The sequence below is a fragment of the Cellulomonas telluris genome (assembly GCF_004886325.1).
Taxonomy (GTDB): domain Bacteria; phylum Actinomycetota; class Actinomycetes; order Actinomycetales; family Cellulomonadaceae; genus Cellulomonas; species Cellulomonas telluris.
In genome coordinates this window covers 228,550-249,392 of record NZ_QXFN01000001.1, presented here as the reverse complement: position 1 = coordinate 249,392, position 20,843 = coordinate 228,550, and the positions used below count along the sequence as shown (strand labels likewise).

At 76.9% G+C, this 20,843-nt stretch carries 21 protein-coding genes; 13 read left to right on the top strand and 8 right to left on the bottom strand.

Features of this window, described 5'->3' with window-relative positions; genetic code table 11:
• Positions 1–5: 5 nt before the first annotated feature.
• A complete protein-coding gene (locus FB586_RS01280) occupies positions 6–1,289 on the top strand; it encodes a glutamyl-tRNA reductase (protein WP_136517528.1) in 1,284 nt (427 codons plus the stop codon).
• A 538-nt stretch (positions 1,290–1,827) separates the two neighbouring features.
• On the opposite strand, the gene FB586_RS01275 is transcribed toward FB586_RS01280, so the two are convergent.
• A complete protein-coding gene (locus FB586_RS01275; RefSeq protein WP_230685282.1) occupies positions 1,828–2,682 on the bottom strand; it encodes a UCP033725 family protein in 855 nt (284 codons plus the stop codon).
• A gap of 201 nt (positions 2,683–2,883) precedes the next feature.
• The gene (purB, locus tag FB586_RS01270) at positions 2,884–4,335 is read right to left on the bottom strand and encodes an adenylosuccinate lyase (RefSeq protein ID WP_136517526.1); all 1,452 of its coding nucleotides are present in this window, start codon (positions 4,333–4,335) and stop codon (positions 2,884–2,886) included.
• Here purB and FB586_RS20360 point away from each other — a divergent pair.
• Complete coding sequence (locus FB586_RS20360; RefSeq protein ID WP_442319891.1) at positions 4,277–4,741, top strand: DUF7878 domain-containing protein; 465 nt, start codon at positions 4,277–4,279, stop codon at positions 4,739–4,741. The genes purB and FB586_RS20360 overlap by 59 nt on opposite strands.
• Positions 4,742–4,762: 21 nt before the next feature.
• Here FB586_RS20360 and FB586_RS01260 read toward each other — a convergent pair whose 3' ends face one another.
• The 4 genes from FB586_RS01260 to FB586_RS19760 are packed head-to-tail and all read right to left on the bottom strand — an operon-like array spanning position 4,763 to position 8,577.
• Positions 4,763–5,890 (bottom strand): class I SAM-dependent methyltransferase, encoded by a 1,128-nt coding sequence (locus tag FB586_RS01260; RefSeq protein ID WP_136517524.1) that lies wholly within the window; start codon positions 5,888–5,890, stop codon positions 4,763–4,765.
• A gap of 47 nt (positions 5,891–5,937) precedes the next feature.
• Positions 5,938–6,753: a M15 family metallopeptidase gene (locus FB586_RS01255; protein WP_246036295.1), complete on the bottom strand. Its 816-nt coding sequence runs from the start codon at positions 6,751–6,753 to the stop codon at positions 5,938–5,940.
• Between the two features lie 43 nt (positions 6,754–6,796).
• A complete protein-coding gene (locus FB586_RS01250) occupies positions 6,797–7,681 on the bottom strand; it encodes a cytochrome c oxidase assembly protein (RefSeq protein WP_136517523.1) in 885 nt (294 codons plus the stop codon).
• Complete coding sequence (locus FB586_RS19760) at positions 7,678–8,577, bottom strand: DUF2243 domain-containing protein (RefSeq protein ID WP_246036293.1); 900 nt, start codon at positions 8,575–8,577, stop codon at positions 7,678–7,680. The genes FB586_RS01250 and FB586_RS19760 overlap by 4 nt, the downstream gene beginning before the upstream one ends.
• 126 nt (positions 8,578–8,703) lie before the next feature.
• Between FB586_RS19760 and FB586_RS01240 the strand changes: the two genes are divergently transcribed.
• The 7 genes from FB586_RS01240 (at position 8,704) to FB586_RS01210 (ending at position 14,989) form a co-directional block, all read left to right on the top strand.
• Entirely contained in the window at positions 8,704–9,480 is a 777-nt protein-coding gene (locus FB586_RS01240) for a DUF4129 domain-containing protein (protein WP_136517522.1), read from the top strand.
• Complete coding sequence (locus FB586_RS01235; protein ID WP_136517521.1) at positions 9,477–10,091, top strand: hypothetical protein; 615 nt, start codon at positions 9,477–9,479, stop codon at positions 10,089–10,091. Before FB586_RS01240 ends, FB586_RS01235 begins: the two co-directional genes overlap by 4 nt.
• Complete coding sequence (locus FB586_RS01230) at positions 10,088–11,080, top strand: AAA family ATPase (RefSeq protein ID WP_136517520.1); 993 nt, start codon at positions 10,088–10,090, stop codon at positions 11,078–11,080. The genes FB586_RS01235 and FB586_RS01230 overlap by 4 nt, the downstream gene beginning before the upstream one ends.
• The gene (locus tag FB586_RS01225; protein ID WP_136517519.1) at positions 11,077–12,399 is read left to right on the top strand and encodes a DUF58 domain-containing protein; all 1,323 of its coding nucleotides are present in this window, start codon (positions 11,077–11,079) and stop codon (positions 12,397–12,399) included. The genes FB586_RS01230 and FB586_RS01225 overlap by 4 nt, the downstream gene beginning before the upstream one ends.
• Positions 12,396–13,037 (top strand): hypothetical protein, encoded by a 642-nt coding sequence (locus FB586_RS01220; protein WP_136517518.1) that lies wholly within the window; start codon positions 12,396–12,398, stop codon positions 13,035–13,037. Before FB586_RS01225 ends, FB586_RS01220 begins: the two co-directional genes overlap by 4 nt.
• A gap of 111 nt (positions 13,038–13,148) precedes the next feature.
• The gene (locus FB586_RS01215) at positions 13,149–13,418 is read left to right on the top strand and encodes a hypothetical protein (RefSeq protein ID WP_136517517.1); all 270 of its coding nucleotides are present in this window, start codon (positions 13,149–13,151) and stop codon (positions 13,416–13,418) included.
• Complete coding sequence (locus FB586_RS01210; RefSeq protein ID WP_136517516.1) at positions 13,415–14,989, top strand: hypothetical protein; 1,575 nt, start codon at positions 13,415–13,417, stop codon at positions 14,987–14,989. The genes FB586_RS01215 and FB586_RS01210 overlap by 4 nt, the downstream gene beginning before the upstream one ends.
• Here the strand turns inward: FB586_RS01210 and FB586_RS01205 are convergent.
• Positions 14,973–15,347 (bottom strand): phage holin family protein, encoded by a 375-nt coding sequence (locus FB586_RS01205; RefSeq protein ID WP_136517515.1) that lies wholly within the window; start codon positions 15,345–15,347, stop codon positions 14,973–14,975. The two genes, FB586_RS01210 and FB586_RS01205, sit on opposite strands and share 17 nt — an antisense overlap.
• A 41-nt stretch (positions 15,348–15,388) precedes the next feature.
• Here FB586_RS01205 and hisC point away from each other — a divergent pair, with 41 nt between their 5' ends.
• The 4 genes from hisC (at position 15,389) to FB586_RS01185 (ending at position 20,403) form a co-directional block, all read left to right on the top strand.
• On the top strand, positions 15,389–16,456 hold the full coding sequence (hisC, locus tag FB586_RS01200; RefSeq protein WP_136517514.1) for a histidinol-phosphate transaminase: 1,068 nt from the start codon (positions 15,389–15,391) through the stop codon (positions 16,454–16,456).
• Positions 16,457–16,610: 154 nt separating this feature from the next.
• Positions 16,611–17,756, top strand: coding sequence for a pyruvate dehydrogenase (acetyl-transferring) E1 component subunit alpha (gene pdhA, locus FB586_RS01195; protein WP_136517513.1), 1,146 nt, complete (start codon positions 16,611–16,613; stop codon positions 17,754–17,756).
• Positions 17,753–18,844, top strand: coding sequence for an alpha-ketoacid dehydrogenase subunit beta (locus FB586_RS01190; RefSeq protein ID WP_222928255.1), 1,092 nt, complete (start codon positions 17,753–17,755; stop codon positions 18,842–18,844). Before pdhA ends, FB586_RS01190 begins: the two co-directional genes overlap by 4 nt.
• 41 nt (positions 18,845–18,885) lie before the next feature.
• Positions 18,886–20,403, top strand: a complete 1,518-nt coding sequence (locus FB586_RS01185; RefSeq protein ID WP_136517512.1) for a dihydrolipoamide acetyltransferase family protein — start codon at positions 18,886–18,888, stop codon at positions 20,401–20,403.
• A gap of 13 nt (positions 20,404–20,416) precedes the next feature.
• Here the strand turns inward: FB586_RS01185 and FB586_RS01180 are convergent, their stop codons facing one another.
• Positions 20,417–20,824 (bottom strand): hypothetical protein, encoded by a 408-nt coding sequence (locus tag FB586_RS01180; protein WP_246036292.1) that lies wholly within the window; start codon positions 20,822–20,824, stop codon positions 20,417–20,419.
• Positions 20,825–20,843: the final 19 nt, after the last annotated feature.

Sequence of the window (20,843 nt, the reverse complement as noted above, 5' to 3'; positions counted from 1 at the left end):
AGCACGTGGTGCTGCTGTCCCTCGTCGCGAGCCACCACGACCTCGACCTCACCGTCCTGGAGCGCCTGCAGTCCGACGTCCACGCCGTCGGCAAGGAGCTCGTGGCCGCGACCCCGTCCGTCACCGGTGCCGTCGTGCTCGCGACGTGCAACCGGTTCGAGCTGTACCTGGACGTCGACGACGTCGCGCACACCCCCGACGCCCGCCGCGTCGTCGCCGAGGCCGTCGCGGTGCGCTCCGGCTACGACCCCGCCGAGGTCGCCGAGCACCTGCGCCCGCTGACCGGCACCGACGCGAGCGAGCACCTGTTCGCCGTGGCGTCGGGGCTGGAGTCGATGGTCGTGGGGGAGCGGGAGATCGCCGGGCAGGTGCGCCGCGCCCTGACGAGCGCCCGCCAGGACGGCACGACGACCTCGACGCTCGAGGCCCTGTTCCAAGCGGCCTCGCGCGCGTCGCGGGCCGTCGAGACCGCCACGGGGCTCGGCGCGACGGGCCGGTCCGTCGTCGGGGTCGCCCTCGACCTCGCCGAGCGGACGCTGCCGCAGCGCGACGGCGCCGCCGACTGGGCGGGCGTGCGCTGCATCCTCGTCGGCACGGGCTCCTACGCGGGCGCCAGCCTCGCCGCGCTCAAGGCCCGCGGCGTGCGGGACGTGCGCGTGTACTCCGCCAGCGGCCGGGCCGGGCCGTTCGCGGCCTCCCGCGGGGTGCGCGCGCTGCCCGCCGGCGCCGACCTGCTCGCCGAGCTGCGCGACGTCGACCTCGTGGTGGCGTGCAGCGGCGCCGCGGGCGCGGTCCTCGGTGCCGACGCCCTCGCGGCCGCCCGCCGCGGGGAGACCCGCCCCCTCACGCTCGTCGACCTCGCGCTGCGCCACGACGTCGACCCGGACGTGCGCACCCTCCCGGGTGTCGAGCTGGTGTCGCTGCAGTCCGTCGCCGAGCACGCCCCCGCCGAGCACGCGGCGCTCGAGCGCGCGCGCGACCTCGTCGAGCAGGCCGCCGCCGAGTTCGAGGCCGACCGCCGCGTCCGCGACTGGGACCCCGCGGTCGTCGCCGAGCGCACCCGCGTGCTCGGTGCGCTCGAGACCGCGCTCGACGCGCTCGGCGAGGACGTCCGCGACGAGCGCCGGGCACGGTCGCTGCGTCGCAAGGTCCGCTCGCAGCTGCACGGACCCACGGTCGCCGCGCGCGCGGCCGCCCGCGTCGGGGACGTCGCCGCCTACGCGGCCGCCCTGGCGGAGCTCGCCGCCGTCGACGTCCCGGACGTCGGGACCGCCGTCGCGACCCGCTGACACCGGCCGACGCCCCGAGGTCGGCACCGCCGTCGCGACCCCCGTGATGTCCGGCGACTGCCGGGCTGACGGCCTCACGGCGGACCCGGCAGCGCCCAGCGCCGACGAACCCGGGGTTGTCCGCGTCATGAGCCCCTGTCGCGGGGAGAACTCCGGGTTCGCCGTGGTTCCCACGTCACCGGTCGGACCGTCGCCGGGGTGTTCCGCCCGGTGACCCCGGACCTGGTCAGGATCGCGGCGCCCGGGTGCTGACCAGGTCCGGGGTCGCTCGCACCGGGGAGTCGGTCCCCGTCCCGGCGGGACGGGGACGTCGGCGGGACCGGGACCGGCGAGGTCGGCGCCGGCACGAAAAAGCGCACCGGGCCTGGTCGGGGGGGAGGACCAGGCCCGGTGCGGTTCCGGGGTCAGCCGCTCAGGGGGCTGACGTCGGCGCGGAGGCTCGTGAAGCGCTGTCCGTGCCGGTGCACCTCGATCGTAGTGGATCTGGACGCGAGATGGGAGAGTTTCCGTCCATTCGTCCAGATCGACGTGGGTGCGATCAGGAGTGCGCCCAGTGCCGCTGCTGCGCGGCGGGCCCGGGCGCCCACGTGTGCGGGACGACCTGGTTGGTCTGGATGTCCGTGAGCTCGGCCGCGTAGACGATCGCCTCGTACACGCCCGCCTCGACGCGCTCGAGGTGCAGGCGCTCGGCACGCTCGATGTCGTCGCCCAGGTGCGAGATGCGCGCCACGACGTACCGCTGCGCGTCCTGCCACTGGTCCACGACCCGGACCGACAGCCCGTTCCACCGGGCCGTCAGGTCGAGCTCGAACAGCTCGGTGACGTCCTCGCGTGCGACACGGCGGTACCAGCGGCCCGACGGCGACTGGTGGAAGCCCGTCTCGGCGAGCGGCGGGTTCGCCAGCGCGAGCACGACCGTGTGCCCGCCGTCGACGACGTCCGCCTCGAGGTACGCACCGTGCCACTTCGCGACCGGGCCGACGCACCGCGACAGCGACGCGAGGGCCGGGCGCGGCGCACCGAGCTGCGTGACCGTCCAGCCGGTGCCGACGTCGCCGTACCGCGCGAGCAGCGTCGACGAGCCGTCGTCGTGCACGCGGATGAGCTCGGCGCCCGGGGGGATGCGGGAGTGGCGCAGCCACCACAGCGGGACGATGTAGCCGGGCACGTCGCGGTACTGCAGCTGCGGCGAGGACTCGAACCGCAGGATGTCGATGTACCGGTCGTACGGGCTGAAGGGGGACCCGGGGTACCCCAGGCCGTGGACCTCGAACAGCTGCGCGGGGGTCGTGGCGAACGCGACGTCCTCGGCGCGGACCACGTAGCCGGCGATGCGGTCATGGCCCTGCGTGAGGTGCGCCTGGGTGAGCGCGGGCGTGATCGCCTTCTGCATCAGAGTCACGGGCGGGCTTCCTTGCCGGATCGGAGGAGGGGAGGGTTCCGACGGACGCGTCCGATTCTGACCCGCAACAGGGCACATGTCCAGGTTTGCGCGGTCTCCGGTGTGCGCGCTCCCACCCGCGAGGCCCCCGTTGCTCCCTTCGGGTGAGGCGAACGGGGGACGATCCGGGCGACCCCGGAGGATCCGGGCGGCCTACTGGTCCAGGTGGGCGACGAGCTGGGTCGCCAGTCCGGTGTACGTGCCCGGCGTCAGTGCGGCGAGGCGCTCGGCCACGTCGGCGGGCAGCCCGAGGCCCGCGACGAACGTCCGCATGTCGTCCGCCGTGAGCCGCCGTCCGCGGGTCAGCTCCTTGAGCCGCTCGTACGGGTTCTCCATCCCCTCGACGCCCGCGACCGAGGCCGCGCGCATCGCCGACTGGACCGCCTCGCCGAGGACCTCCCAGTTCTCGTCGAGCTCGCGCGCGAGCAGGGCGTCGTCGACGGCCAGGGCCCGCAGGCCGCGGCGCACGTTGTCGATGGCGAGCAGGGAGTGCCCGAACGCGGGGCCGATGTTGCGCTGCGTGGTGGAGTCGGTGAGGTCGCGCTGCAGCCGGCTCGTCACGAGCGTCGCGGCGAGGGTGTCGAGCAGCGCGGACGAGAGCTCGAGGTTCGCCTCGGCGTTCTCGAAGCGGATCGGGTTGACCTTGTGCGGCATCGTCGAGCTGCCCGTGGCGCCGGCCACCGGGATCTGCGTGAACACGCCCCGGCTGATGTAGGTCCAGACGTCGGTGGCGAGGTTGTGCAGCACCCGGTTGAAGCGCGCGACGTCGGCGTAGAGCTCGGCCTGCCAGTCGTGCGACTCGATCTGCGTGGTCAGCGGGTTCCACGTCAGACCCAGGTGCTCGACGAAGGTCCGCGAGACGAGCTGCCAGTCCGCGTCCGGCACCGCCGCCAGGTGCGCGCCGTACGTGCCGGTCGCGCCGTTGAGCTTGCCGAGGAACTCGTCGCCCTCGATGCGGCGCAGCTGGCGGCGCAGGCGGTGCGCGAGGACCGCGAGCTCCTTGCCGAGCGTCGTCGGCGTGGCCGGCTGGCCGTGCGTGAGCGCGAGCATCGGGCGGGCCGCGTGCTCCACCGCCATCGCCGCGACCTCGTCGACGAGCGCGACCGCGGCCGGGAACCAGACCTCGCGCACGGCGCCGCGCACCATGAGCGCGTACGACAGGTTGTTCACGTCCTCGCTGGTGAGCGCGAAGTGCACGAGCTCGTTGACCTGCGGCAGCACGGTGTCGGCGCGCAGCGCGTCGGGCGCGGCGGCGATGCGGCGCTTGAGGAAGTACTCGACGGCCTTCACGTCGTGGACCGTCGTGCGCTCGATCTCCGCGAGCTCCGCGATCTCGTCCGCGCCGAACGTCGCGACGACGTCGCGCAGGTACTCCTGCTCGTCCGGCGCCAGCTCCGGCGCGCCCGGCACGACTCCGTGGTCGGTCAGGTGGATGACCCACTCGACCTCGACCTCGATGCGCGCCCGGTTCAGCGCCGCCTCCGACAGGTGGTCCACCAGCGGCGCCACGGCCGGGCGGTAGCGCCCGTCGAGCGGCCCGAGGGCGATGGACGGGGTGACGTCGGCGAGGCGGACGCGCGCGGAGGCGTCGACGGGCGAGGTCATGGGGGAAGTGTCCCAGAGCCGCGGCGGGCGGCGTGACGGGCGTCCACCGGTATGCCCCGCGACTCCTGTGCGAGGCTCGGCCCGTGGACGGACGGGACCCGACGCCCTCGTGCGACGGCACCCTGCGGATCGACGTCGACCACCTGCGGCTCCTCGTCGCAGCGGAGGACGTCGGCGAGTTCCTCTCGCGTACGACGCCATGGACACCGTGGAGGAGGACCTCCTGTGGCTGCGCCGCGCGGACGACGGGACGTGGTCCGTCGGCTCGCCGTGGGGCGAGGCGGTGGTGCAGGGCGTGCCGTCCGCCGAGGTGGTCGCCGCGGTGCGCCGCTACGTCGCCGAGGTCGACCGGTGGCTGCACGAGCAGCTGGGCTGGGACGCGTCGGGTCGGCCGACGCGGGCGTGACCGACGCCGCCGGCTGCGTTGTCAGCGTCGGGTCGAGACCGTCACCGTGAACTTCGGGTCGCGCCCGGCCTGCCGCGTCGGCCCGACGACCTGCTCGAGCGTCGGGCGGTAGCGCAGGTGCGAGTTCCACACCGCCCACAGCTGCCCGCCCGGCCGCAGCACGCGTGCGGCGTCGGAGAACAGCGCCCGCGCGACGCCCGGGTGCACGGTGGCGTCGACGTGGAACGGCGGGTTGAGCAGGACGAGGTCGGCGCTCGCGTCGGGGATGCCCTCGGTGCCGACCGCGCGGGTGACGCGCACGTGGACGCCGACGCCGTTCGCGTCGACGGTCGCACGCGCCGACGCGACGGCCGCCGCGGACTCGTCGGTCGCCGTGACGGCCAGTCCGGGTCGGAGGCGGGCGAGCGCCACGGCCAGCACGCCCGTGCCGCAGCCGAGGTCCACCGCCGTGCCCGTGGTCGGCTCGACGGCGTCGAGGTGAGCCAGCAGCGCCCGCGTCCCGATGTCGACGCCCGTGCCGGCGAACGCGCCGCCGTGCGCGCACACGGTGAGGCCGAGGTCCGGGTGCTCCGCGCGCTCGGGCCACCGCCGCGTCGGCCGGTCGTGGGCCGCGCGCGGGGCCGACGCGACGAGCACCCGCGACTTCTGCCGCGCGAGCCGCGCCTCGACGGTCCCGAGGTGCCGGCCGAGCACGTCGTTCATCGCGGTCGTCATGTGCTTGACCCGTCCGCCGGCCACGACGACGACCGACGGGTCGGCGTGCGCCGCGACGAGCGCCGCCACCTCGTCGAGCGCGTCCAGCGACCGCGGCAGCTGCAGCAGCACGACCCGCGCCCCGGCGACGAGGTCGGGGGTCAGGCCGTGCGACGTGAAGCCGCCGAGGCCCAGCCGCTCGGCGTTCCCGTGCAGCGCGCGCTCGCCCGTCAGCCGGTCCTGGTGCGTGCGGACGCCGGTGACGCCGTGCCGGGCGATCGCGCCGAGCGTCAGCGCACCGTAGCGGTCGCCGATCACGGCCACCGTCCCGTCCGCCGCGTCCGCGAGCGCCTGCGCCGCCTCGTCGAGCACCAGCCGGTCGGTCGCGTCGACGGCGAAGAGGTTCGGCGCCTCGAGGTCGGGGTGGCGGCGCAGCCGGTCGAGGACGTCGCTCATCGGGCGCACCGGGGTCGGGTCACCGGGTCGACGCTAGCAACGCGCGGTCAGCGGCCCGTCGTCGAGAAGTGCTGGTAGTCCTTCGGGCTCGTCCAGTGCCCGCCCCACTGCCAGCCGTGCGCGGCGAACGCCTGCACGACGACGTCGCCGTCGAGGATGACGCCGGGCGCGACGGGCCGGCCGACGAACGCCGCACCCGCGGGCGGCAGGACGGTCGACCCGCGCACGTACGGGTTCTCGACCGGGTTGACGTCGATCGCCCGTCCGTAGGAGTGCTCCGACCAGCTGGACCCGCCGGTGACGGCCCGGCAGTTGAACGCCGAGGTGTTGTCGGCTGCCATCGACGCGTCGTCGTCGGCGCCGAAGTCGTCGACGAGCCGCATCGAGGCGATCGGGAATCCGGCGTCGAAGAGGGTGCGGAAGACCTCGACGAGCCCGGCGGCGACGTCGGCGTGGACGACGAGCTCGCCGGTCGCGACGCCGCCGGCCATGTCGTGGTGGGTGACGGTGACGTACCGGAGGTCCTCGAGGGGCACCGGGCAGCCCGGGCGCCAGGACGCGTGCATGCGCGCCGCGAGCTCGGGCGTGATCGGGGTGACGGCGGCCGCGTACGCGGGAGCGGGCGGCGCGGGCGCGTCCTCGCGGACGACCGCCTCACCGGTCCCCGGGTCGACGACGCGGTAGCGCTCCCCGGACGACGAGGCGGCACCGGTCCCCGCGGTGGTGTCCGCCGCGTCCGCGCTCGCGCTCTCCGGCGCCTGCGCGGCTGCACCGAGCGACGCCTCGGCGGTCGCGACGACCGTCGCCCCGTCGTCGACCGTCCCGGGCACGCACCCGGCCGAGGCGGCGAGCGTCACCGCCACCAGCGCCACGACCGCCCGAGCCGGCGCCCGCCCCCGCCCCTGCTCATGTCGACAGTGTGCGCGCGACGGGCACCGACGGCGCGGGCACGTCCGGGCCGGACGCCGGGGGGAAGCGGCGCCGGCGCGAGCGGTCGCGTGCCGCGTACCACCCTGCGAACAGCGCGACGGCGAGCAGCACCTCGGCGACGTCGCCGCCGTAGTACATCCACTGCGCGGCGGCCTCCGTCTGGGCGGCCGTGTGCCCGCCGCCCGCCGGCAGCGAGCCGGCACGGGAGTACAGCAGCTTCGCGAGGGCGCCGTGCACGCCGCCCGCGACGACCAGGACCGCGAGGCGGGTCGGCAGGCCGGGCCGGTGCGGAGCCGGGTCGGGCCCGGCCACGGCCCAGGCGAACAGGGAGCCCGCGAGCAGGAAGTGCACGAGGACGAGCACGTGGACGACCCCGTCCCGCGCGGCGAGGGCGTACAGCGGCGTCAGGTAGAGGGCGACGAGGCCGCCGACGTGCAGGAGCGCCGCCGTCACCGGGTGGGTCAGCACCCGCACGGGCCGCGCCCGCAGCACGCGGGCCACCCGGCGCCGTCCCCTCGGGGACGCGGCGCCCAGCAGCAGGGTCACCGGGGCGGCGAGCACCAGCGCGAGGGGCGCGAGCATCCCCAGCAGGAGGTGCTGGACCATGTGCCGCACGGCCGGGTCGGTGACCACGGCCGTCACCGGCGAGACGGCGACGCCGACCCCCACGGCGCCCGCGCACCAGGAGGCCGTCCGCCACGGGCTCCACGCCCGCGGCATGCGCGTGCGGTAGGCCGCGACGCCCGCGGCGTAGGGGAGGGCGCAGGCCGCGGCGACGAGCACGGCGACGAGCCAGGCGGCGACGCCCGGTGCGCCCACCCCGCCGTGGTGGCCCGCCGCGGCGAGCACCGGTGCGCTCACCGGCCCGTCGCGCGCCGGCCGGACGGCGGCTCGTCGTCGCGCCGGCGCCGACGGCGCTCGCCGGGCCCCTGCTCGTCGGCCGCCCCCGCGCCGGGGCTCCCGGCCGTGTCTCCGCCGGGGGTCGCGGCCGCGTCCACGGCGGGCGTCCCGGCCGTGTCCACGGCGGGCGTGGCGCCGGTCGTCGGACGCACGGCGCGGCGGCGGCCCGTGGCGTGGTGCGGCGCCGACGAGGTGCTCTCCGAGGGGACGTCCTCGCCGGAACCCGCGTGGGCGCCGGCGGTGCGCGTGGGCCAGGTGGGCGGCCCGCCGGTGCCGGCCGTCGCAGGTGCACGGGCACCACCGGCCGGCACCGGGTCGGTCGGGTCGGCGCGCCGCCGCCCGCGGGCACCGGAACCCGCCGTCGGGCCCGACGTCGTCGTCGGCCCCGCGTCGGCGGTCCCCGTCCCCCGCCGCACCCGCACCGCCAGCAGTGCCCCCGCCACCAGCAGCAGCACCGCGAACCCGTTCCACGCCAGGTCGTACGGGAGCAGGTCGACGTCGTAGCGCACCTGGTGCAGGCGCAGCACCTTGTGGACGACCAGCCCGTCGAGCAGCTGGAACCCGCCCGCCCCCAGCAGGCCGCCCGCCCACGCCGCGAGCGGCACCAGCGCCCGCCGGCGCACGAGGTCCGCCAGCAGGAACGCGCCCGCGACGAGCGCGACCAGCTCGGCCGTGTGCAGCAGCCCGTCGGACAGCAGCGCGACGTCCGGTGTCGAGCGGTCGTAGAAGTGGTGCCAGCCGAGCAGCTGGTGGAACACGATCTCGTCCACCGCCGCCATGAGCCCGGCGCCGACCAGCGCCGCGGCCAGCGCCGACCGCGTCCGCTCCTGCGCCGCACCCCTCGTCGTGTCCTCCACGTCGGTCCCCTCCCCGTCACGACCTGGGTACCCCGCGTGGCCGACGCGCGCCCGCCGGGCCGTCGATCCCGGCCGCCGGTCCCACTAGCCTGACCGCGGCCGTACCGACGACGAGGGGGAGGGCCGGTGCCGACGACGCAGCGCACGCCGCGACCCGCGCCCCCGCGCCCCGCCTCGGCCGGCGGGCGCCCCGGCCCGGACCGTGCCGTCGTCCTCACGGCGTGCGCCGCCGTGCTCGTCGTCCTGGCCGTGGTGGCCGCCGCGCTCGCGGGCCCGGTGCGCCTGACGGCGGACGAGAGAGCACCGCTCGACATGCCGACGTTCACCGCGCCGCCGCAGATGACTCCGCCCCCGGTGCCGGACCGGCCGGCCGAGGAGCCCCCCGCGCCGCCCCGCTGGCTCGGTCCCGTCGTCGGGTCGCTCGTGACGCTCGTCGTCCTGGCCGTCCTCGCGCTCGCCGCGCGGTGGCTGCTGCGGCGGTACCGGCCGCCGGACCGGGGGCCCGGGGACGACGACCTCGACGGCGCCGCCGCCGACCTCGACGAGACGCACGTCGTGGCGGCGATGCGCGCCGGCGTCGCGTCCGCCGAGCGGGCCCTCGAGGACGACGTGCCGCCCGGCGACGCGGTCGTCGCGGCCTGGGTCGCCGTCGAGGACGCCGCCGCGTCCACCGGCGTCGTGCGGGACCGCGCGCAGACGGCCACGGAGTTCACGCTCGAGGTGCTCGACCGCACGCGCGCCGACCCGGTCGCGACGCGCGCGCTGCTCGACCTCTACCTCACCGCGCGCTTCTCCGCGCACGCGGTCACCCCCGCCGACGTCGTCCGGGCGCGCGAGCTGCTCGCGGCGGTGGGCGAGGGCCTCGCGCGGCCGGCCGGACCCGACGCGGGGGCGACGTCGTGACCGGCGGTCGCGCTGCCGACGCCGGGCGCAGCACCCCCCGTGCCCTCCTGGGCCGGGTCGGGCGCCGCCTGGTGCGACCGGCCGTCGCGGGCGCCGTCGCCGCCGTGGCCCTGCTGGTGTTCGGCATCCACCTGGTCCCGACCCTCGTGGTCGCCGTCGGGGTCGCCGGGCTCGCGGCGGTCCTCGAGCGGGTCGACGTGCTGCTCGAGCCCGTGCCCGACCGGCCGCACCCGGAGCGCCGCGACGGCACGCGCGGGGAGGTGCTCGAGCTCGCCTGGACGATGGTCGGCCGTGACGGTCGCGCGGGGGAACGTGCCCTGCGGCGGCTGCGGGCCGTCGCCGCCGGGCGGCTCGCGCGGCACGGCGTCGACCTCGCCAACCCGGGCAGCGCGGACGACGTCGACCGCCTCCTGGGCCCCCGGGCCCGCGCCACGCTGACCCGCACGACGTACCCCCTGCCGTCGTTCGGCGACGTCGCGCACACCGTCGCCGCGCTCGAGCGGCTCGGGCCGGACGCCCGCCCGCCGACGCCCGACCCGGCCGAGCCCGTTCCGGCCCCCGCCGCCGCCCCCCTCGTCCCCGACCCCCGTCCCGGGAGGACCGACGCATGACCGACGCCCCCACCGCCACCGCGCCGGCCCTCACGGTCGCGGACGTCAGCGACCTCGGCCGCGCCGTCCTCGACGAGGTCGCGACCGTCGTGGTCGGGATGCGCGAGCCGCTGCGCCTCGCGCTCGCGGCCGTGCTCGCCGGCGGTCACGTGCTGTTCGAGGACGTGCCCGGCCTCGGCAAGACCCTCGCCGCGCGCAGCCTCGCGACCGCGCTCGGTCTCGACTTCCGCCGCATCCAGTGCACGCCGGACCTGCTGCCGTCGGACGTCACCGGGTCCAGCGTGTTCGACCCCGCGACCGCGACGTTCGACTTCCGCCCGGGCCCGGTGTTCGCGGGCCTGCTGCTCGCGGACGAGATCAACCGCACGCCCCCCAAGACGCAGTCGGCGCTGCTCGAGGCCATGGCGGAGCGGCAGGTCAGCGTCGACGGGCGCACGCACCGCCTGCCGGACCCGTTCCACGTGGTCGCCACGTCGAACCCCGTCGAGTACGAGGGCACGTACCCGCTGCCCGAGGCGCAGCTCGACCGCTTCATGGTCCGGCTCGCCGTCGGGTACCCCGGCCGGGACGCCGAGGTGGACGTGCTCGCCCGGCGGCTGGAGCGGCGGCAGGAGCAGGCGTCGGTGCGGCGGGTGGTGGACGCGCGCACGCTCGTCGCGATGCAGCAGGGCGTCGAGGCGGTCACGGTCGACGCCGACGTGCTCGCGTACTGCGTCGACCTCGCGGCGGCCACGCGCGCGCACCGCGCGGTCGAGGTGGGGGCGTCGCCGCGTGGGTCGCAGGCGCTCGTGCTGGTCGCGCGCTCGCTGGCGGTGCTGGCCGGCCGCGACTTCGTCACGCCCGAGGACGTCAAGGCGGTCGCGGTGCCCGCGCTCGCGCACCGGCTCTCGCTCACCCCGCAGGCGTGGGCGTCGGGCCTCGCACCGCAGGCCGTCGTGACGGAGGTCGCCGCGCAGGTGCCGGGGCCGACGACCGCGCGCCGGGCATGACGTCCGGCGACGAGCGCGACGCGCCGGACGCCCCGGAGCGGTGGACGCCGGTGCGGTCCGTCGCGGTCGGGGCCGCCGCGTGCGCGCTGCTGCTGCTCGTCGGCACGTTCACGGGCCGGCCGGACGTCGCGGTGCTCGGCGCGGGTCCGCTGGTCGTGACGGCGTGGCACCTGCTGCGGCGCCCGTCGGGGGACGTGCACGCGGCGGTCGTCGCGGGCGAGGAGGCCGGCAGCGGCACGCTCACCGGCACCGTGGTCCTCGAGGCACCCGCCGGCACCGAGGCGGTGCTCGTCGACGTGCTGCGCCACGACCGCCCCGTCACGGACGCGCTCGTGCAGGTGCGCGGCACGCGGCGCCTGCCCCTGCTGGCCCGGACCGTCCGCACCGGCCCGCAGGAGGTCGCGACCGTCCAGGTGCAGGGCGTGGGACCGGGCCTGGCGAGCGTGTCGGACCCGCCGCCCCCGGCCGCCCGGCGCGCGGTCGTCCTGCCCGCGGCCGCGGCCCTGCCGGACGTCCCGCTGCCGCCGCGGCTGCGCGGCCTGACCGGGGCCCACCCGTCCCCGCGGCCCGGCGAGGGCGGCGACCTGCGGGACGTGCACCCGTGGGCCCCCGGCGACCGCCTGCGCCGCATCGACTGGCGGGTCACCGCACGCCGGGCGCCGGACCTGCGCGAGCTGTGGGTGCGCCGGGAGCACGCGCTGGCGGAGGCGGTCGTCGTCCTCGTCGTCGACAGCCGCGACGACGTCGGCCCCGACCCGCTGACGTGGCGGGGGTCCCAGCCGCCGCGCCCGCAGGACGCGACGTCCCTGGACCGCGCCCGCCAGGCCGCCGCCGCCGTCGCCCGCGCGTTCCTCGACCGCGGGGACCGCGTCGGCCTCGACGACCTCGGCGTGCGTCGCCGGCCCCTGCCGCCCGGCGGCGGGCGACGGCAGCTCGACCGGGTGCGGCACGCCCTCGCGCTCACGCACCCCGAGGGCGAGCCCGCGACGCGCCTGCGCCCGCCCCGCCTGCCGTCGGGCGCGCTCGTCGTGCTGTTCTCGACGTTCCTCGACGACGAGCCCGCGGTCGTCGCCGAGCAGTGGCGCCGCGCCGGCCACCGGGTCGTCGCGGTCGACGTGCTCCCGCAGATCCGCACGGCCCACCTGGCGCAGCGCGAGCGGCTCGCGCTGCGCATCGTGCAGGTCGCGCGCACGGACCGGCTCGCCGCGCTCGCCGACCACGGCGTCGAGCTCGTCACGTGGCGGGACGCGCCGGCGGTGGCGCTGCGGACGCTGGCCCGCCGCTCGCAGCGACGGCCGGGGGCGGGGGTGCCGGCGTGAGCGCGGCCGGCCGGGCGCGCCGGTCGGCGGACCTCGCGCGGCGCGCGTGGGCGGCGTTGCGGGGCACGCGGGCCGTGCGCGCGGCCTCGGTCCCGCACGTGGAGGTCGCGACGGGACGCACCGTGCCCGCGCTCGCGCTGCGGGTCGCGCTCGGGCTGGTCGCCGTCGGCCTGCTCACGGTCGCCCTCGGGTCGCCCGACGTGACGGGGGGCGCGCTGCCGCCCGCGGTCCTCGTCGTCGCGGCGGCCACGCCGGCGGTCTGGCCGCGCTCGGTCGCGGCGGGGCTGCTCGTGCTCGTCGTCGGCGGGTCCGTGCTCGTCGCCGGGCCGCCCGGCGCCGGCCGGCTCGCGCTGCTGGTGCTGCTCGTGCACGCGCTGCTGTGGCTCACGGCGGTCGCCGCCCGCACCGGCCGGCGCACGCGCGTCGAGGTCGCGGTGCTGCGCGACGCCGGCCCGCCTGCGCTCGTGGCCCAGGCGGGGGCGCAGGTCCTCGCGCTCGGCGCCGCCGCGCTCGCGGGCGGCGTCGGGGGCGGCGACGTGTGGCGGGTGGTCGGCGTCGTGGCGGCGGTGCTGGTCGCGGCCGTGGTCCTCGTGCGGCCCGAGGAGCCGTGGTGGCGGGAGGCGCTGGGGGAGGGGTGACGGCGCGGCGGGAGCGTCAGCCGCCCACAGCCCGGCCTCCTCGCCGCCTCGTCGGCAGGTGCGCCGCCGACGGCGGCGGCCGTCCGCCCAGCGCGCCTAGCGTCCGGCGCCATGCCCAGCCCCCGCCTCGAGGCCCTCGTCGACGCCGCACGCGCCGACGTCGTCGCGGCGCGCGCCGCCCTGACCGTGCTCGACGACGTCCTCTGGACGGGGGACGCGGCCGAGCGCGCCGCCGCGGACCGTGACCGGCTCGAGCAGGGGTTCCGCGCGCAGCTCGCCGCACTCGACGACGTCGAGAGCCGGATCGCCGCGGCCTGGTCGGCCGCTGTCTGCACGCCGCTGCCGGGCGCGCTGCCGCACGAGGGCGGTGCGCCGTGGTGAGCGGCGACCGCACCCTCGTCCACGTGACCCGGGGCGGGACGACGACGGTGGAGCCGGACGACCTCCAGGCCGCCGCCGTACGGCTGCGTGCGGTGGCCGCGCGGCTCGACGGGGCGGGCAGCGACCTCGCGGCGGCGTCGCGCGAGCTGGCCGGGCTTCCCTCGCACCCCGACGTGGCCGCGCTGGGCACCGCGCTGCTGGGCGCCCGCACCGCGTGGCACGCCCCGCACCGCCTCGCGGACGAGCTGCGCCAGCTCGCCGACGCCCTCGTCCACGCGGCCGGGACGTACGCCGGCGCGGAGTCGGCCGTGGCACGGCGGGTGCGGGAGGGGCTCGGCGTCGCGGGTGGCCTCGCCGCGCTGTCGGGGCCCCTCGCGCTCCCGCTGCTGGCGTCGACGGGTGTCGCGTGGGTGCTCGACCAGGTCCTCCAGGACTGGATGCACCACGTGCTCCGCTGGGCGGCCGGTGGGCGCGAGCCGGTCGGGGCGACGATCGACGGGCTGGGCACCGTGCCGGCGCGCATGCTCGACGCCCCCGGGACGGCGGGCGCGGCGGTGTACCTGGCGGGTGCGCTCACGGCCGGGCTGCCGTGGTGGGTGCGCACGGGTGACCCCGTCCGGGACGCGGCGCGCATGGCGGCGGCCCTGCTCCCGCCGTCCCCGGTGACGGTGACCGCGCACCTCGGGGGGCCACCGCTGCCGGCCGTCCGCGGTGCCGCGGACGCCGTCGCCGCCGTCGCGCAGACGTACGGGAAGGGCCCGGTGCCGTTGCCGCCGGCGACGGTGACGGTGCAGCGGCACGACCGCGCCGACGGCATCGTCTCCTGGGTGGTGACGGTCCCCGGCACCCAGACGGCGGCTCTCGGCGGTGGCGTGCCCACGAACAGCACGACGAACGCGCACCTCGTGGCGGGAGTGCCCGACGCCATGACGCGGGGCGTGCTCCGGGCGATGGAGGCGGCCGGGGTGGGCCGGGACGACCCGGTGATGCTCGTCGGGCACTCGCAGGGCGGCATGGTGGCCGCGTCCGTCGCCGCCACCGGCGCCTACGCCGTCCGGACCGTGCTGACGGCCGGCTCACCGTCCGTCCCGCACCCCGTCCCGCCCGGCGTGGCGCACATCGCGCTCGTGAACGACAAGGACGGCGTGGTGGGGGCGGACGGCGAGCCGGACAGCGCGCGGGACGCGGACATCGTGGTGGTCGACAGCAGCACGACCGCCTCGGCGGTGTTCAGCGAGCACGCGGTGCACGGGTACGTGGCGACGGCCGCGGCGCTCGACGCGGAGATGGCGACGTGGCCCGCCGACCACGAGGGACGTCGCGCACTCGAGGACGTGCTCGGCACGGACGGTGACGGCACGGTCACGGCCACGACGCGGTGGACGGTGAGCACGCCGCAGGAGGAGCCGCCGGTCCCGCCGCCGGTGCTCGGGCCGCCGACCCCGTGGCCCGGGCCGTCCGGCGACGGGCCGTTCGGCCCGACGCCGTCCACCTTCCCCCCGCCGGTCACCCTCCCCCCGCCGGCGGTGCCGGCCGGGTCCGGCGTGCCGGGGCTCAGTCGCGGTTGGTGACGGCCGAGAGCACGAAGCTGACGACGGAGATGATCAGCGCACCGACGACGGCCGTGCCGAAGTTGTCGATCCGCAGGCCCCAGTCGGTCTGCTCCGTGATCCACGCCGTGAGCATGAGCATCAGGGCGTTCACGACGAGCGTGAACAGGCCGAGGGTGAGGATGTACAGGGGCAGCGAGATCAGCTTGACGATCGGCTTGACGACCGCGTTCACGACGCCGAAGAGGAGCGCGACCAGCAGGATCACGCCGATCCGCCCGCCGGTGGAGTCACCCCCGAGCACCTCGAGGCCGGGCAGCAGGAGCGTGGCCAGCCAGATCGCTACACCGTTGATGAGGACGCGCACGACGAATCCCATGCGGCGATCCTGCCACTCGGGGCCGGTGGCATGCTGGGCGCGTGAGTCGCGTCCCCCTCCGCAAGGCCCTCGCCGACCTGCCCGCGTACGTCCCGGGGGCGCGTGTGCCCGTGGGGGCGGCCGCCTACAAGCTGTCGTCGAACGAGAATCCGTACCCGCCGCTGCCGTCGGTGGTGGCGGCGATCGTCGACGCCGCGGCGGACGTGAACCGGTACCCGGACATGTTCGCGACGGAGCTGACGGCGACGATCGCCGAGCGGCTCGGCGTCGCGCACGGGTCCGTCGTGGCGGGGTGCGGGTCGGTGGCCGTGCTCGGGCACGTGCTGACCGCGGTGTGCGAGGCGGGCGACGAGGTCGTGCTGCCGTGGCGCTCGTTCGAGGCGTACCCGATCGCCGTGGACCTCGCCCACGCGCGCGGCGTGCGCGTCCCGGTGACCGCCGAGGGCCGCCTCGACCTGCCCGCCATGGCCGATGCGGTCACCAAGCGCACGAAGGTCGTCCTCGTGTGCACGCCGAACAACCCGACCGGTCCGGCCGTGCGCGACGGGGAGCTGCGCGACTTCCTCGCGCGTGTGCCCAACGACGTGCTCGTCGTCCTCGACGAGGCGTACGTGGAGTTCGTCCGCGACCCGCAGGCGCCGGACGCGCTCGCGCTGTTCGCCGAGCACCCGAACGTCGTCGTCCTGCGCACGTTCTCCAAGGCGTACGGGCTCGCGGGCCTGCGGGTGGGCTACGCGGTCGCCCGGCCCCGGCTGGCGGCGGGCATCCGGGCGGCGTCCACGCCGTTCGGGGTGTCGCACGTCGCGCAGCTCGCCGCCCTCGCGTCGCTGCGGGCCGAGGGTGAGCTGCTCGCCCGCGTCGACGCGCTGGTCGCCGAGCGCACCCGGATGCTCGACGCGCTGCGCGGCCAGGGCTGGCAGGTGCCGGACTCGCAGGCCAACTTCGTCTGGCTGCCGCTCGGGGACAGGACGACGGCGTTCGCGGAGCGCTGCACGCGGGCCGGGGTCGTCGTCCGTCCGTTCGCCGGCGACGGCGCGCGCGTGAGCGTGGGGGAGAAGGAGGCGACGGACCTCTTCCTCGAGGTCGCCGCCGAACACGTCCCGCGCTGATGCCCGCACGGTCGGGGCGCCGGTGGTCGCCGGCGCAGGTGTGGGGATCCGACAAACGGTGCCGACGAGCCTTGTCGGGCCCTCCGCCTCTCAACCTACGGAGCCGTAGCCTACGCTGACGTAGGTTCGCTGTTCCCGAGGCTGAGGAGGGCCTGTGAGCCCGACCGGACCCCTGACCGACGACGGTCTCGTCCAGCTGCTCACGCCGACCGGTGAGCGCGTCACGCACCCCGAGCTCGAGGTGTGGGCGGCCGACCTCACGCCGGAGCGGCTGCGTGCGATGTACCGCGACATGGTGCTGACGCGCCGCTTCGACACCGAGGCGACGTCGCTGCAGCGGCAGGGCGAGCTCGCGCTCTACGCCCAGTGCCTGGGCCAGGAGGCCGCGCAGATCGGCTCCGGCCACGCCCTCGCCCCGCAGGACCACGTCTTCCCGAGCTACCGCGAGCACGGCGTCGCCCAGGTGCGCGGTCTGGAGATGACCGACCTGCTGCGCCTGTTCCGCGGGGTCGACCACGGCGGCTGGGACCCGGCCGACCACAACTTCCACCTGTTCACGCTGGTCATCGGCTCGCACACGCTGCACGCGACCGGGTACGCGATGGGCGTGCAGCGCGACGGTCTCGTCGGCACCGGCGACCCGTCCCGGGACACCGCGGTCGTCACGTACTTCGGCGACGGCGCCACCGCGCAGGGCGACGTCAGCGAGTCGCTCGTGTTCGCGGCGGTGAACCAGGCCCCGGTGGTCCTGTTCTGCCAGAACAACCAGTGGGCGATCTCCGAGCCGACGACCAAGCAGGCGCGCGTCCCGCTGGCCGACCGCGCCCCCGGCTTCGGCATCCCCTCCGTGCGCGTCGACGGCAACGACGTCGTCGCCACGTACGCCGTGACGCGCCAGGCGCTCGAGCGTGCGCGCAGCGGCGGCGGGCCGACGTTCGTCGAGGCGTTCACCTACCGCATGGGCGCGCACACCACGTCGGACGACCCCACCCGCTACCGCTCCCGCGAGCAGGAGGAGCACTGGCGCCGGCGCGACCCGATCGACCGCCTGCGCCGGTACCTCGAGGCGACCGGCGAGCTGCCCGAGGTCTTCCAGGCCGAGCTGGCCGGCGAGGCCGACGCGTTCGGCGAGCACATCCGCACGACCGTGCGCAGCATGGGTCGTCCGAGCAGCCAGAGCATGTTCGAGCACGTGTACGCGACGTCGCACTCCGTGGTCGACGCCGAGCGCGCGTGGTTCGGCGAGTACGAGCAGTCCTACGTCCAGCACGACGGCGCCGAGGCGGGGGGTCACCGATGACGGTCACGAGCGAGCGCACCGGCACGGCCGGCAGCACCACCACGAGCAGCCCCGCCGCCCCCGCGGTGGCCCCGTTCCCCACCGGCACGCAGCGCCTGCCGCTCGCGAAGGCGATCAACCTCGGCCTGCGCCGCGCCCTGACGAACGACCCGAAGGTCCTGCTCATGGGCGAGGACATCGGCCCGCTCGGCGGCGTCTTCCGGGTCACCGACGGCCTGCACGCCGAGTTCGGCGGGGACCGCGTCGTGGACACGCCCCTCGCGGAGTCGGGCATCGTCGGCACGGCGATCGGCCTCGCGCTGCGCGGCTACCGGCCCGTGTGCGAGATCCAGTTCGACGGGTTCGTGTTCCCCGCGTTCGACCAGATCACGACGCAGCTGGCCAAGATGCACTACCGCTCGCAGGGCCGCCTGCGGCTGCCGGTCGTCATCCGCATCCCGTTCGGCGGCGGCATCGGCGCGGTCGAGCACCACAGCGAGTCGCCCGAGGTGCTGTTCGCGCACACCGCCGGGCTGCGCGTCGTCTCGCCGTCGACCCCCGCCGAGGCGTTCACGATGATCCAGCAGGCCGTCGCCTCGCCGGACCCCGTCATCTTCCTCGAGCCGAAGGGCCGGTACTGGGAGAAGGGCGACGTCGACCTCGACGCGCCCCTGCCCGCGCCGCACGGCGCCGCCGCCGGTGCCGACCTCGACCACGCGCGCGTCGTGCGCCCGGGGAGCGACCTCACGGTCGTCGCCTACGGCCCGACGGTCGCCACGGCGCTCAAGGCCGCCGACGCCGCAGCGGCCGAGGGGCGCAGCCTCGAGGTGATCGACCTGCGGACGCTGTCCCCGCTCGACACCGACACCGTCGCCGCGTCGGTGCGCCGCACCGGCCGCTGCGTGGTCGTCCACGAGGCGCCGACGCTCTACGGCACGGGTGCGGAGGTCGCGGCCCGCATCACCGAGGCCTGCTTCTTCCACCTCGAGGCACCCGTGCTGCGGGTGGGAGGGTTCCACGCCCCCTACCCGGTGGCGAAGCTCGAGCACGACTACCTGCCGGGCCTGGACCGGCTGCTCGACGCCGTCGACCGCGCGCTCGCGTTCTGACCTCCACGCACGCACAGGCCACCACACGCACAGGAGCACCGGTGCCGACGTACCAGCAGTTCCCCCTGCCCGACGCGGGCGAGGGCCTCACCGAGGCCGAGATCGTCACGTGGCACGTCGCCGTCGGCGACGCCGTCGAGGTGAACCAGACGATCGTCGAGATCGAGACGGCGAAGTCGCTCGTCGACCTGCCCTCGCCGTGGACGGGCGTCGTGTCGCGGATCCTCGTGGAGCCCGGGACGACCGTCGAGGTCGGGACGCCGATCATCGAGGTGGACGTCGACCCCTCCGGCGGTGCCCTCGCCGGGTCGCCCGCGGGCACCTCCGACGAGGCGCCGGCCGCCGAGCCGGCCGCGGCCCCCGCGGGCGCGGCCCCGCACGGGGCGCAGGCGCACCGCCCGCACGCCAGCCGTGCGTCGGAGGAGCCGGGCGGCTCCGACGAGGTCGAGGCGGCCCGGGACGAGCGCGCCGGCGGCGACGAGGGCTCGGGCGCCGTGCTCGTCGGGTACGGCGTCGCCGACGCGGGCTCCCGTCGGCGTGCCCGTGCGACGGCTCCGGCCGCTCCGGCCTCCGCCGCCGCACCCGTCGCCGCACCCGCGCCGGCACCCGCCGCCGCGCCGGCACCCGCGTCCACGGGCGACGGGGACGGGCGTCGGCACGCGCTCGCGAAGCCGCCGGTGCGCAAGCTCGCGCGCGACCTCGGCGTCGACCTCGACTCGGTGCACGGCACCGGCCCCGGCGGCATCGTCACGCGCGAGGACGTCCTCGAGCGCGCCGCCCGCGCCGAGGCCCGCACGCTCGCCACCTACCCCGGTGACGACCAGCCGTGGAGCGCGAGCGGCGCGGTCACGCCCGACGGCCGCCAGACGCGCGTCCCCGTCCGCTCCGTGCGCAAGCGCACCGCCGAGGCCATGGTGACCAGCGCGTTCACCGCGCCGCACGTCACGGTGTTCCACACGGTCGACGTCACGCGGACCATGAAGCTCGTCGAGCGCCTGCGTGCCGACCGCGAGTTCGCCGACGTGCGGGTCACGCCGCTGCTGATCGCCGCGAAGGCGCTGCTGATCGCCGTGGACCGGCACCCGGAGATCAACGCGTCCTGGGACGAGGCCGCGCAGGAGATCGTCTACAAGCACTACGTGAACCTCGGCATCGCCGCCGCGACGCCGCGCGGGCTCGTGGTGCCGAACGTCAAGGACGCGCACCGGCTCGACCTGCTGGGCCTGGCGCGCGCGCTCGGCGAGCTGACGTCGACCGCCCGGGCCGGTCGCACGACGCCCGCCGACATGTCCGACGGGACGATCACCATCACGAACGTCGGCGTGTTCGGCATCGACACCGGCACCCCGATCCTCAACCCGGGCGAGGCGGCGATACTCGCGTTCGGCGCGATCCGGCAGCAGCCGTGGGTGCACAAGGGCAAGGTCAAGCCGCGGCACGTCACGCAGCTCGCGCTGAGCTTCGACCACCGGCTCGTCGACGGGGAGCTCGGCTCGCGCGTCCTCGCGGACGTCGCGGCGGTCCTGGCGGACCCGGCCCAGGCGCTGGTCTGGAGCTGACCGGACGGGTGCGTCAGCGGCGCTCGCGGCGCAGGGCCCAGAGGCCGACGACGACCGCGACCACCTCGGTGACCGCGGAGACCCACTCGGGCCAGCCCTCCCAGCGCGCCCGCACGCCGAGCAGGCCCGCGGGGGTCGTCGCGACGACGAACCCGCCGAGGGTCGCCGCTCCGTAGAGGACGGCGCCCACCAGCGGCAGGGCGCCGCGCCACACGAGCAGCAGCACGCCGAGCACCACGCCGCCGACGCCCTGCGCCAGGAACAGCGGCCGCAGCCACATGCCCTGGAAGTACCCCTGCTGCCACAGGTACAGGTGGACGACCCCGGACACGACCACGGCGACGGCGGCCAGCGCGCGCGGTGCCCGGGCGACGCGGCGGCCGGCGCCGCGGTCCGTCGTGGCCGCACCTGTCCCCGTCACGTCAGGCTCCGTCACGTCA